Origin of the sequence: Leeuwenhoekiella palythoae (assembly GCF_900130045.1) — a bacterium.
Lineage (GTDB): Bacteria > Bacteroidota > Bacteroidia > Flavobacteriales > Flavobacteriaceae > Leeuwenhoekiella > Leeuwenhoekiella palythoae.
The window spans coordinates 584,786-597,782 of sequence record NZ_FQXT01000003.1 but is presented as its reverse complement, the minus strand read 5'-3'; the positions used below and the strand labels follow the sequence as shown (position 1 = coordinate 597,782).

9 protein-coding genes are annotated in these 12,997 nt (G+C 41.3%); 6 read left to right on the top strand and 3 right to left on the bottom strand.

Annotation, left to right across the window (positions count from 1 at the left end; genetic code table 11):
- Positions 1-126 precede the first annotated feature (126 nt).
- From BUA96_RS09770 to BUA96_RS09745, 6 genes are all read left to right on the top strand, one after another.
- Positions 127-2,061 (top strand): alpha-1,4-glucan--maltose-1-phosphate maltosyltransferase, encoded by a 1,935-nt coding sequence (locus BUA96_RS09770; RefSeq protein WP_072982886.1) that lies wholly within the window; start codon positions 127-129, stop codon positions 2,059-2,061.
- Between the two features lie 35 nt (positions 2,062-2,096).
- Positions 2,097-3,734 (top strand): trehalose synthase, encoded by a 1,638-nt coding sequence (locus BUA96_RS09765; protein ID WP_072982630.1) that lies wholly within the window; start codon positions 2,097-2,099, stop codon positions 3,732-3,734.
- Positions 3,727-5,649 (top strand): 1,4-alpha-glucan branching protein GlgB, encoded by a 1,923-nt coding sequence (glgB, locus tag BUA96_RS09760; RefSeq protein WP_072982629.1) that lies wholly within the window; start codon positions 3,727-3,729, stop codon positions 5,647-5,649. Before BUA96_RS09765 ends, glgB begins: the two co-directional genes overlap by 8 nt.
- A gap of 196 nt (positions 5,650-5,845) precedes the next feature.
- Positions 5,846-8,239: a glycoside hydrolase family 31 protein gene (locus BUA96_RS09755; protein ID WP_072982627.1), complete on the top strand. Its 2,394-nt coding sequence runs from the start codon at positions 5,846-5,848 to the stop codon at positions 8,237-8,239.
- Between the two features lie 91 nt (positions 8,240-8,330).
- Complete coding sequence (locus BUA96_RS09750) at positions 8,331-9,143, top strand: M48 family metallopeptidase (protein WP_072982625.1); 813 nt, start codon at positions 8,331-8,333, stop codon at positions 9,141-9,143.
- A gap of 82 nt (positions 9,144-9,225) precedes the next feature.
- The gene (locus tag BUA96_RS09745) at positions 9,226-10,557 is read left to right on the top strand and encodes an MFS transporter (RefSeq protein ID WP_072982623.1); all 1,332 of its coding nucleotides are present in this window, start codon (positions 9,226-9,228) and stop codon (positions 10,555-10,557) included.
- Positions 10,558-10,614: 57 nt separating this feature from the next.
- Here BUA96_RS09745 and BUA96_RS09740 read toward each other — a convergent pair whose 3' ends face one another.
- From BUA96_RS09740 to BUA96_RS09730, 3 genes are read right to left on the bottom strand one after another with little or no spacing between them, the layout of a single operon-like run.
- Positions 10,615-11,343 (bottom strand): head GIN domain-containing protein, encoded by a 729-nt coding sequence (locus tag BUA96_RS09740; RefSeq protein WP_072982621.1) that lies wholly within the window; start codon positions 11,341-11,343, stop codon positions 10,615-10,617.
- 18 nt (positions 11,344-11,361) lie between these two features.
- Positions 11,362-12,465 carry a DUF4097 family beta strand repeat-containing protein gene (locus BUA96_RS09735; RefSeq protein WP_072982619.1) on the bottom strand — a complete coding sequence of 368 codons (1,104 nt, stop codon included), beginning with the start codon at positions 12,463-12,465 and terminating at the stop codon, positions 11,362-11,364.
- Positions 12,446-12,997, bottom strand: coding sequence for a hypothetical protein (locus BUA96_RS09730; protein WP_072982617.1), 552 nt, complete (start codon positions 12,995-12,997; stop codon positions 12,446-12,448). The genes BUA96_RS09735 and BUA96_RS09730 overlap by 20 nt, the downstream gene beginning before the upstream one ends.

Here is a 12,997-nt window from a genome sequence, read left to right as displayed (position 1 = left end):
TTAAACTACCTTCGGGCAAGTCTGTGAGGCATTGCTCGAAAACGAATTTTGAATTTTCAGGCATCCCCAAAGCTTTCGGGAAGGAGTATTAAACCTTTTGGCGGTGCCAATAAAAAACTAACACCCTTGACTAGAGAACGTATTGTTATAGAGAATGTAGAGCCCCAGCTTCAAGGTGGGGATTTTTTTATCAAAAGAGTTGTTGGCGAACTCGTTACTGTTACGGCAGATGTTTTAGGAGACGGTCACGACGTGATCGATGCCGAAGTATGCTACAAAAGCGAGCACGACAAGATGTGGAAAACCGTTCGGCTGGAACCTCAAGGCAATGATCATTTTGCGGCAACTTTTAGGGTAGATCAGCAGGGCTTTTATGAATACAAAGTGCGCGGTTGGGTTGATCACGCATTAAACTGGCAGCATGGTACCGAAGCAAAATTAAAAGACGGGCAATACATAAAGAGTGAATTGCTTGACGGGGTACAATATCTTGAGGCGGTTGAAAAAAAGCTTGACAATGACGGCAAGCAATACGTTAATACTCTAAAAAAATTGTTTCAAGACGAAAAGCGCTATGATGAGGCTTGTGCGTATGCTGTTTCTCACGATTTACATCGCATATTTAAGGACCATCCGGAACGGAAATTTGCACACGAGAGCAAAACGCTACAAGTTTATGTAGATCGTGAGAAGGCACGTTTCAGTACGTGGTATGAGTTTTTTCCAAGATCGGCTAGCGAGCAGCCCGGGCAACACGGTACGTTTAAAGATTGTGAGCGTTTGTTGCCAAGAGTGGCTTCGATGGGATTTGATACGTTGTATTTTCCGCCCATTCATCCTATTGGAGAAGTAAACCGAAAAGGAAAGAATAATGCAACCAATGCAGAAGAGGGCGATAGCGGAGTACCTTGGGGAATTGGTTCGCGTTTTGGCGGACATAAAAGTATTCACCCGGAATTAGGCACTGAAGAAGATTTTAAAAACCTGATCAAACACGCCGAAAGTCTGGGGATCGAAGTTGCGATGGATTTAGCATTTCAGGCCGCTCCTGACCATCCGTACTTAAAGGAGCATCCTGAGTGGTTTAGAAAACGACCGGATGGCACGATGCAATATGCTGAGAATCCACCGAAGAAATACCAGGATATTGTCAATTTCCACTGGGAATCTGAAGATTATAAGAAGCTTTGGGAAGAATTACTCAGCGTTGCTTTTCACTGGATCGATTTTGGAGTAAAAGTTTTTCGAGTTGATAATCCGCATACCAAACCCTATTATTTCTGGAATTGGTTTATCGCCGAAATCAAGAAAAAACATCCCGATGTGTTGTTTTTAGCCGAAGCTTTTTCGCGACCTAAAGTGATGCAACAATTAGCCAAACAAGGCTATACCCAATCCTACACCTATTTTACGTGGCGCACCAGTAAGCACGAGTTGGTTGAATATATGATCGAGCTTACTCAGACTAAAATGCGCGAATATTTTAGACCTAATTTTTGGCCGAATACACCAGATATTAATCCGTATCATCTACAAGGCGCAAATGAAGCACAGCATATCATTCGCTATGCTCTTGCAGCAACCTTGAGCTCAAACATGGGTTTATACGGGCCTGTTTATGAATTTATGGTGAGCGATGCCGTTCCGGGTAAGGAGGAGTATTTCAATTCTGAAAAATATCAAATCAGCCATTGGGATTGGAAGCACGAGAACAAGTTGAGTCGCCTCATTACCAAGATGAATATGATTCGCAAACAGCAGCCTGCGTTGCAACAGACTAATAATATTGAGTTTTGCGAGCTACACCACGATGCACTGATGGCTTACTATAAATGGGATCAGGACCGCAATAACGAATTGCTTATCGTGGTAAGTCTGGACCCGTATTATAAACAATCGGGGCACTTGAGACTTCCTTATGAGAAAATGAACCTCGCGCCGGGTTCTCAAGTTGTCGTAAAAGATCTCATCACAGACAGCACCTATACCTGGAATCAAGAATGGAACTACGTCGAATTACATCCCGCACTTCCGGTGCATATTTTTCAGATCTATAAATAGCAAGAATCCACCACAAACTTCAAAAACAACGAACCATGAATCAGGAGCAGGAAATAGACGGACGCATCGTTTTTAAATATGATACCGGTTGGAAGGAGCTGTTGGAATCAGATCGCTTTAAGAAAGAACTTTGCGAGGATATTCTTGAGCCGTACATTCTCAATCAGCGTTGGTATGGTGGTAAAGCCAGCGCGTTAAAGTATATTGAGGTCATTGATAGCTTTCCGATAGAAGATGAAGTAGATACTTTTTATGGGATCGTGCTTGAAGTGAATTTTAGAGAAGCTTTTGTGCACAATTATTTCTTACCCATTGCTTTTGTGACAGATCAGGAGGTGGTTGGCGATAAATTTATTGCACATTTAAAGCTCAACGGAACCTCAGGTTTTCTTGTAGATGCTTTGCTTTTGGAATCTTTCAGAAAGCAAATTTTTGAGAAAATTTTAGAGGGAGAAAAATACCGCTATAAAGAAGTGGCCTATCGTCGAGGTCGCTCTAATCAATCTCAAGGCTATAAAAGCAGCCGCCTGATGGGCGTAGAACAGAGCAACACGTCTATTATTTATAACGATAAATACATTCTAAAGATTTTTAGAAGGGTTTATGTAGATGAAAATCCCGATTACGAGATCAGTAAATATCTTACGGCCAAAGCACTTTTTAACAATACACCAAAATATTTAGGAAGCATCACTTTAAAGTTTAGTGATAAAAATGTGATCACTTTAGGGCTGATGCAAGAATTAGTACCGAATCAAGGCGATGCCTGGGAATATTTTGTGCATAACCTAAAATTGACGTTTGAAGAACTTTCGCGTCAGCAACCTAAATTAGAAACACTAAGAGCTACTAAATACTTGGAGCAAATCTCCATAACTGATGTGCCTGCTTCGATCTTGGCTTGGTGTCCTATCGAGTTTTTTGAAGATGTTTCGCAGCTAGCGCTTCGTACCGCACAAATGCATATTGCTCTAGGACAAGAGCGCATCAATACAGCGTTTACGCCGCAGGCTTTCAGTAATGATTATTCGGTATGGTTAAAAAACAGATTGATCTATCAATTTGAAAATAGAATCAACTTGGTCGAAAATAATTTACACAAGCTTGACGGTCTTCAGCTTGAATTGGCAAACGAGTTATTGAGTAAGAAAAAGATCATACGTAAACAATTTCTTGATTTTGACGAAACGATGCTTAAAAGTGAGCGTTTGCGTATTCACGGCGATTATCATTTGGGCCAAGTTCTGGTGCAAGACCGGGATTTCTTTATCATAGATTTTGAAGGCGAACCGGAAAGTACCATCAGAGACCGAAAAGTCAAACAACCACCAATTAAAGATATTGCCGGGATTTTTAGATCGTTTAATTACGCGATCTACGCAACGGTTTTTAACAATCACGAGTCTTACGATTTTGAACTTGAAGAGCTTTTTGAGGTTGCAGATGTGCTTTACAGCCACATCATTGGTGTGTTTTTAAAAACCTATATTAACGAAGTACAAACCGCCAATTTAAATATTGGTTACATCAAAGAAATCGAATTTTTATTACAATATTGCTTACTGGAGAAAGCCGTTTATGAGTTGGGTTACGAACTCAATGCGCGTCCGCGATGGGCGATCATTCCATTAAAAGGCATCTCTAACATCCTTAACCAACAACATTATGAGTAGCGTATACGTTCACAGCTTATTTTCAGAATTTGACATCGATCTTTTTAAAGCCGGAAAGCACTTTCGCCTGTATGAAAAGTTAGGTTCACACCCAATGACTTTAGAAGGAGAGAAGGGTACATACTTTGCTGTTTGGGCGCCCAGTGCAAAATCAGTTTCTGTGGTGGGTGATTTTAATTATTGGTTAGAGGGTGATCATAAATTAAATGTACGTTGGGATGGCAGCGGAATCTGGGAAGGTTTTATACCGGGAGTTATGCCGGGCGCTATTTATAAATATAAAATTCAGTCTAATCACAATGATGTCAAGACTGAAAAAGCCGATCCGTTTGCACGTCGCGCTGAGCATCCGCCTAAGACCGCTTCGGTCGTCTATGCCGCAGATTATAAATGGAAAGACAAAAAATGGATGTCTAGCCGGGCGAAATATAATGCGCTTGACACTCCTTTTTCAGTATACGAAATGCATTTAGGCTCCTGGAGAAAAACAGGCGAGGAAAACCGAAGCTTGAGCTACACAGAACTAGCAGACGAACTCGTAGCCTATGTAAAAAAAATGGAATTTACCCATGTGGAGTTTATGCCCATTATGGAATATCCTTACGACCCAAGTTGGGGATATCAATTGACCGGCTATTTTGCACCAACTTCACGCTTTGGTTACCCCGAAGAATTTATGCTGCTGGTAGATAAATTACATCAGGCGGGTATAGGCGTGATCCTTGATTGGGTCCCGTCACATTTTCCTGAAGATGCACACGGTTTGGGTAACTTTGACGGTTCTCATTTATATGAACATCCAGATCCACGTAAAGGATGGCATCCCGATTGGAAATCGCTTATTTTCAATTATGGCCGTAACGAAGTGCGTGCTTTTTTAATTAGCAACGCCTTATTCTGGCTAGATCAATACCATATTGACGGGTTGCGGGTAGATGCGGTCGCTTCGATGTTGTACCTTGATTATTCAAGAGAAGACGGGGAGTGGGAGCCTAACCAGTTTGGAGGCAGAGAAAATCTGGACGCTATTTCGTTTTTAGAAGAGTTAAATAAGACGGTTTATAAAAACTATCCGGATGTGCAAACCATTGCTGAAGAGTCTACTAGTTATACCGGAGTTTCTAAACCGGTATTCTTAGGCGGTTTAGGGTTTGGAATGAAATGGATGATGGGGTGGATGCACGATACCTTAGAGTACTTTAAGAAAGAGCCGGTGCATCGTAAATACCATCAAAACGATATTACCTTCAGTTTGACCTATGCGTTTTCAGAAAACTTTATGTTGCCGCTTTCGCACGATGAGGTGGTTTACGGAAAACGCTCGCTTTTTGACCGTATGCCCGGCCCGGAGTGGGAACGATTTGCCAACCTAAGATTGATGTTTGGGTATATGTTCACCCATCCCGGGACTAAGTTGATCTTTCAAGGAGGCGAATTCGGTCAAAGTGCAGAATGGAATTTTCAAGAAAGTTTAGACTGGCATTTATTGCAATATGATTTTCACACAGGAATTCAAAAATGTGTAAAAGACCTGAATAAACTCTATAAGTCGCAACCGGCATTATATGAGCGACAGTTTCGTCCCGAAGGTTTTGAGTGGATCGAATGGGCTGATGGTGAAAATAGCGTTTTGAGCTATCTTAGAAAGGGTTACGATGCCGAAAACGCAGTTTTGGTGATTTGTAATTTTACTCCGGTGCCACGCGAAAACTACAAAGTAGGAGTTCCGGAAGCGTTTACTAAAGCAGGCTCAAAGGTAAAAGAACTCTTTAATAGTAATGAAAAGAAATACGGCGGAAGCGGTGATTTTATCAGCAAAAAAGTCAAGGTCGAAGCAACTCCATGGAATGGTCGCGAGCACTCGATAACTCTAGATTTAGCACCACTTGCGGTTATGGTTTTCGGTCTTAAATAATGCACTTTTTGCGATCTCGCTAAATGTATAAGTATTTATCAATTTCATAAGGCAAGGCTTGAACAAGTATGCTGTTTTCGAGTAGCAACAAAAAGCACGCAGTGTTAACGTTGTAGTTGATATCTTTTAGTTTTGACCCCTAGATTAACTTCGGAAACCTTTAATTTAGTAATCCTAACACCTTACACAGGCTATTATGATTATTAATACTGAGTTAGAACAAAAAGGAAATCAATTTCCAAACGAGATCAAAAGCGTTCGACAAGAAGTCGACACATTATACTTCACCACCCAAAACAATGTAATCTTAGAATTAACCGTATTGCGTGATAGCGTGATCCGGTTTAGGTATGGGACGAGAGGGATTCTCGAGGATGATTTTTCCTATGCGATAGATTCCGAAAATCACATAGGGTACAACCACTTAGAGCTTTCTGAAAACAAGAATTTCTATATTGTAACCACTTCTAAGTTGATCATTAAGATCGAAAAGATCAGCTTGCAATCAAAGATCTTAGACCGGGAAGGCAACTTGATCAATGAAGATGAAATAGGCTTTCATTATGAAGAAAGTTTTACCCTTGGCGGAAATATCGTCAAAATGAGCAAGCGCTCGCATCCGGGGGAAGCTTTTTACGGGATGGGCGATAAACCGGTGCACCTCAATTTACGCGGAAAACGCGTTTCTAATTGGGCGACAGATTCCTATGCTTTTGGTAAAGATACAGATCCCATTTATAAATCGGTGCCTTTTTATATTGGTTTGAAAGATAAACAAGCCTACGGAATCTTCTTTGATAATACCTTTAAATCAAGTTTTGATTTTTGTCACGAGCGCCTTGATGTTACCAGCTTTTGGGCTCCCGGCGGGGAAATGAATTACTATTTTCTTTATGGCCCTGGAATGAATGAAGTCGTTGAGAATTATACACATTTAACCGGAAAACCTGAGCTTCCGCCTCTATGGACTTTAGGCTTTCAGCAGTGTAAATGGAGCTACTATCCGGAAAGTACAGTCAAAGGAATCGCTAAAAAGTTTAGAGACCTAAAAATACCGTGTGACGGAATTTACCTGGATATCGATTATATGGATGGGTTTCGATGCTTCACTTGGAATAAAGAATATTTCCCCGATCCTAAACGCATGGTCAAAGAACTTCTTGATGATGGGTTTAAAACCATTGTGATCATTGATCCGGGAATAAAGATCGATCCGGAATACTGGGTGTATAAAGAAGCTTTAGAAAATGATTACTTCTGTAAGCGTGCCGATGGTCCTGATATGGTAGGTAAGGTATGGCCGGGAGAATGTGCATTTCCTGATTTTACCAACCCGGAAGTACGGGAGTGGTGGGCAGATTTATTCAAAGAACTGGTGCACGACATTGGTGTGCGCGGGGTTTGGAATGATATGAACGAGCCCGCCGTGATGGAAGTCCCCGGAAAAACCTTTCCTGATGATGTACGTCACGATTATGACGGGCATCCTTGCAGCCACCGAAAGGCTCACAATATCTATGGTACTCAAATGGCACGTGCAACCTATGAAGGTGTAAAACGCTACGTGTACCCTAAACGTCCATTGGTAATCACCCGTTCTGCCTACAGTGGTGCGCAACGTTATACTTCGTCCTGGACCGGCGATAACGTCGCGACTTGGGAACACTTATGGATTGCTAATAATCAAGTGCAGCGCATGTGTCTTTCTGGGATGTCTTTTACAGGAACAGACATTGGCGGATTTGCTGAACAACCTACGGGCGAACTCTTCGTGCGCTGGATTCAACTCGGGGTTTTTCACCCGTTTTGTAGAGTGCACTCTAGCGGTCATCACGGGGACCAGGAGCCTTGGTCTTTTGACGATGAGGTTACCAACGTTACCCGAAAATTCATTGAATTACGTTATACCTTACTTCCCTATTTATACACCGCGTTTTATGAGTATGCGACTGAGGGAGTTCCTATGCTGAAACCTTTAGTGTATTGCGATCAAGACGATGTGCATACGCATTATCGTACTGATGAATTTATCTTCGGAAATCATATTCTGGTGTGTCCTATTTTAGAGCCTAATTCTAAAGGGCGTCGCATGTACTTGGCGCGTGGTCGCTGGTATGATTTCTGGAATAATGAAGTTGTAGAAGGTGGGCGCGAACTTTGGGTGGATGCAGATTTTGACACCATCCCAATTTTTGTAAAAGAAGGTGCAATCATTCCGCGTTATCCGGTGCAACAATACGTAGGTGAAAAGAAAATCGAGGAGCTTAAGCTCGATGTGTACTATGCTGAAGATACCGTTGAATCTCGTGTTTATGAAGATGCGCGCGATGGCTATGATTACAAAAAAGGGCGTTACAGTTTAAGAAATTTTAAACTAACCGGAAAGGCAAAGGACTTAAGTATTCAACAGTTTAAAACAGGAACCTTTGAAACCGAATATGAGTATATTAAACTCAATCTCATTGGGCTGCCTTTCAGTATCAAAAAGATCACGGTTGATAATGTGGCTTACGACTTAAATAATCTGGATAAAAGGGAAAAATATTTAAAACTGCCTAAAGAATTTTCGGTAGTGCATATGATAGGATAATTTTCACAACTTGTACTAAAGTTAAGCTAATTGTTAAAATAGAATTTGGCAGAATTTGTAATTTCAACCCGCTAACCTTTAATAGTTTAAAATGAAAACGAAAAAAATACTCGTCGCACTAGCGACTATATTTCTGATTATAAGTTGTAAAACGAGTCCGTTTACCGGAAAGAAAACACTTAATGCGTACAGCAATGAGACCATTTTTCCAATGGCATTTCAGCAGTACAATGAATTTCTTGCGCAAAATACGGTAGTAAAAGGTACTGCCGAAGCACAAATGGTGCAACGTGTAGGAAACAAGATAGCAAAGGCTGCTGAGCGCTATATGACGGCTTTAGGGTACCCCAATTATCTAGATGAATATAAATGGGAGTACAATTTAGTTCAAGATGAAGCGATCAATGCTTTTTGTATGCCGGGAGGTAAGATTGTGGTTTACACCGGGATTTTACCGGTAGCTCAAGATGAGACCGGTTTAGCGATGATTCTTGGCCACGAGTTGGCACACGCATTGGCAAATCACGGTGCGCAGCGTATGACCGCACAACAAGGACAATCAATTGTGGGTGCTGTTGGTGGCGTAGCACTTGGAGATTCTCGTGCTGGGCAATTGTTCAATCAATATTATGGTACTGCAAGTACCGTAGGAGCGATTTTACCTTTTAGCCGTAGCCACGAAAGTGAAGCAGATGAGATCGGGACCATCATTGCCGCAATCGCCGGTTATGACCCTTATGAAGCACCAAAACTTTGGGAGCGTATGAAGGCACAAGGAAGTTCAGGTACTCCGGAAATCTTAAGTACACACCCTTCGCCAGATACGCGTATTGCAGCACTTACGCAAATTGCACCGCGCGCAGAAGCTGAAGCAAAAAAATTCGGGGTTACTACATTTAAGTAGGATAACGCAAAAATAAAAATGAAAAGCCGCTCTATTGAAGCGGCTTTCTTATTTTAGACGCTTCAATAACAACCTTAAGTTTATGGAAGCTTTACCTAAAGGAAGTAAAAAACTTTTGAACGCCTGGGCGTTTTATGACTGGGCAAACTCGGTGTACAGCTTGGTGATCGCCTCTGCTGTTTTTCCTATTTTTTACGGCGCACTCACACTCGTAAAAGATGAAGAAGGAAAAATCCTAGATGACTCGGTAAATTTTCTTGGATACGATTTTAATAATGATACGCTCATCAGCTACGTCACGGCCGCTGCTTTTTTGGTCGTTTCTTTTTTGAGTCCGTTTTTAAGCGGAATCGCAGATTATGTAGGGAATAAGAAGAGCTTTATGAAGTTTTTCTGCTATCTGGGCGCGCTTTCTTGTATAGGTCTTTTTTGGTTTAATATGAACTATCTCTGGTTTGGGCTGTTGTGTTATTTTCTCGCCTTGATAGGATTTTGGGCTAGTTTGGTTTTTTACAATTCGTATTTGCCGGATATCGCTTTTCCTCACCAGCAGGATAAAATAAGTGCAAAAGGCTATTCTTTAGGTTATATAGGCAGCGTGATCTTACTCATCGTTTGTCTAGCGATGATCTTGATGTATGAGACTTTTGGTTTTGAAGACGAAGGTTTGCCAACACGCCTATCTTTTGTGCTTACGGGATTGTGGTGGATAGGCTTCAGTCAGTATACTTACTATTATTTGCCTAAAGGAAACAAGAAAGAGAAGCTAACCAAAAATGTAATGTTCAACGGTTTTAAAGAACTACGCAAAATTTGGAAAAAGCTGAAAGAAGATAAACCGATGCGCACGTACCTCATGGCATTTTTTGTGTACAGTATGGCGGTTCAAACGATTATGCTTATCGCCACTTATTTTGGGATCGAAGAACTCGACTGGGGAACTACAGACAGCACCACCGGACTTATCGTAAGTATTTTATTGATTCAGTTGGTTGCGGTTCTTGGTGCGTGGCTTACCTCAAAAGCTTCGGCTAAGTTTGGTAATATTCAAACCTTGATCGTGATCAATTGCATTTGGATCGCGATTTGTATTTATGCTTATACGATCACCACGCCGTTTCAGTTTTATTTTACCGCTGCTTTTGTCGGTCTTGTGATGGGTGGGATTCAGTCGTTGTCGCGTTCTACGTACTCTAAATTGATTCCGGAAGGAGAGAAGGACACCGCTTCGTATTTCAGTTTTTATGATGTTTCAGAAAAAATAGGGATTGTGATCGGGATGTCTACTTATGGATTTATAGCAGACCAATACAACATACGTAATGCTATTTTATTCTTTATTGTGTTCTTTATCGTAGGTGTAATTCTATTGTTCTTTGTTCCGCGGAAGCGTATTGTAGAACAAGTAGAATAAGAAAATGGCTGCCCTTTTGGGACAGCCATTTTCCAGATTTGATTGATGAAAATTTTCTTAATTGCTCACGCTTCCTGAGCCTACAACTTTAGAATCTACTTTGTCAGGTTTACCGGTATACACGATATCTCCTGATCCTGCTACGGCTGCCTTTAAGGTTCCGCCATTACAGTTTAAGCTGATGTCACCAGAACCTGCGATGCTGGCCTCAGCATCATTGCTTTTCAAATCTGAAGCGTGTAAGTCACCGCTTCCTGCTACTTTTAAATGAGATTTTTGCGTGCTTCCGCTAAGCGAAAGATCTCCGCTTCCTGCTACTGATGCGGTTACATCTTGCACATTAACTTCAAGAATCATATCGCCACTACCAGAAACCGAACATTTAAAATTTTTTGCATTGATGACATCTTTAGAGGTAACGTCACCGCTTCCGGCTAGGTTTACCGCTTCAAGATCTTTAAAGGGAACTGTAATAATGATATCCTTATTGCGGCTGGTTCTCAAGCTAACGCCATCTTCGGTATAGATTTTAAGCTTATCGCCTTTAACTTCGGTAATAATATACTCCTGAAGATTTTCTTCGGCCTCTACAGTGATTTTTCCTTCGGCTCCTGCCACAAGAATTACATCAAATGAGCCTGAAACGCCTACTTCATCGTAATCGCTTAAGTTGCGGGTGTCAGTAGTAGTATTTCCGTTTCCAGTTATTTTTTTGCCGCCCCACCATTGTGCGTTAACCGTTGAAGAAACGAGCGCAATACCTAAGATTAGAATGATTTTTTTCATTTTTTGATTGATTAGTGATTAATTGACTTTATAAAAACTTACACCCCCGTATTCAGAGTTGATGTTCACGTTATTTTTTGCTGAAGCGCTTCCGTAGTAGCCCTCGTAGTATTTATCTGAAGATTCGATCTGGCGTTTGGTGATCTCAAAATCTTCTTCGCCGTTCAGCCCTGCATAATCCAGTTTTATAATAAAATTGAATTGATAAGCAGCATTGTAACCAATTTTTACTCCGGCGTATTCTGAGTTGATTCTCACATTACCGGCGCTGGCGGTAAGCTCGTCAATGCGTATCGAGCCATAATCCATATTGAGGTCAACCGGGCCGCTGATTTTGCCAAGCTTTACGCTTAAATAGTCTGAACTTCCCTTGATGGCTTCTGCGGCATCCAGATTAAGACCACCGTAATCGCAAGAATATTGCAAGTTCTTTATGCTTCCGAAGGTTGACTTGGTATAATCTGCGTTGAGTTCGATATTCCCTCCTTTTTCCAGCGTAAACGCACTGTAATCTGCTCTGATCTTTCCACTTTTCATATAAGCAATATTGGAGTTGTTAGTGTAATCAAAACTCAGCAGGTTATTGTCTGCAAGCAATTCGCCTAAATCTAAATGTCCATAATCACAAGATATTTTTGCCTGGCCTTTGATCTTGTCTATTGAAATCCCACCATAATCGTTGCTAAGATCAACTTTGTTTGTAACAGGAACTTTGATCTTATAATTGATCTCCATATTTACATTGTTTCCTCCTGAGGTCCAGCTGCTCCACCACGAACTACTTGTGCTTTCAATTTCGGTACGTGCAGCAACCATATCTGCAGAGGCTTCAAAGCTTACTTCGATCTGATTAAGCTTTTTGATCACTTTGTCCTCGTCGTTACCGTTGGTTTTAATGTGCACCTCGATAACCACTTGGTTTTGATCCCAAGAAATGACATCAACGTTGCCGTAGCTGTTGTTAATTTTAAGCAACGCATTAGCATTCACATTGTATTGCTTGTTAATCTTCTTTTCTTTTGTATACCTGCCTTTAAAGCGGTCAGGATCATTGCCGTTTGCAAAAGTTACCGCGCTGGTAACTAGAAAAAGAAAAAGATATTTATAGTAATTGGTCTTCATATACGTCGTTTTTAATTTTTTTGATTGATTCGATTTCTTCTAAAACTGTATTGAGCAGATCTATACGTGACTGAAAGTTGGCGATCATAGCATAAATCACACGCTTGTCTTCACCGCTAGTAGCGAGATCTTCGGTAAGCTCTTGGTAATCCTTTTCTAATGCTTCAAGCTGAACAAGAGCATCCTCTACCAGTTCTTGCGTTTCAGGAGTTCGAGCCTCGTTGATATTATACAGTTCTTCTTCAATAGCTTTGGTGAAAAAATCCTGCGTCTTAGCCATTTCAGGGGAAACTGCAGCCAATTCCGCGCCACTATTTGCAGGCTTAAGGGTTGCGTAGCCTGCAAAAACGATCAGTACGATTGCAGCGGCAGAAGCAAGGGGTTTCCACCAGTCTAGCTTTTTGACGGTTTTTTCTTCTACTTGTGTCTCTTTGAGTTTGTTTAAAAAGCGCAGTTCGTGACCATCGCCGGGCTCGGCAATGTCAAAACAGTCGCGCTGTTCTTCAAACCAGTTTTCTAAATTCGGTTTCAT

What these genes read in the sequence shown, in the direction of transcription:
- BUA96_RS09765 (WP_072982630.1), top strand. Translation starts at nt 2,097, where the DNA reads ATGAATCAGGAGCAGGAAATAGACGGACGCATCGTTTTTAAATATGAT.
- glgB (WP_072982629.1), top strand. Translation starts at nt 3,727, where the DNA reads ATGAGTAGCGTATACGTTCACAGCTTATTTTCAGAATTTGACATCGAT.
- BUA96_RS09755 (WP_072982627.1), top strand. Translation starts at nt 5,846, where the DNA reads ATGATTATTAATACTGAGTTAGAACAAAAAGGAAATCAATTTCCAAAC.
- BUA96_RS09750 (WP_072982625.1), top strand. Translation starts at nt 8,331, where the DNA reads ATGAAAACGAAAAAAATACTCGTCGCACTAGCGACTATATTTCTGATT.
- BUA96_RS09745 (WP_072982623.1), top strand. Translation starts at nt 9,226, where the DNA reads ATGGAAGCTTTACCTAAAGGAAGTAAAAAACTTTTGAACGCCTGGGCG.
- BUA96_RS09740 (WP_072982621.1), bottom strand. Translation starts at nt 11,343, where the DNA reads ATGAAAAAAATCATTCTAATCTTAGGTATTGCGCTCGTTTCTTCAACG.
- BUA96_RS09735 (WP_072982619.1), bottom strand. Translation starts at nt 12,465, where the DNA reads ATGAAGACCAATTACTATAAATATCTTTTTCTTTTTCTAGTTACCAGC.
- BUA96_RS09730 (WP_072982617.1), bottom strand. Translation starts at nt 12,997, where the DNA reads ATGAAACCGAATTTAGAAAACTGGTTTGAAGAACAGCGCGACTGTTTT.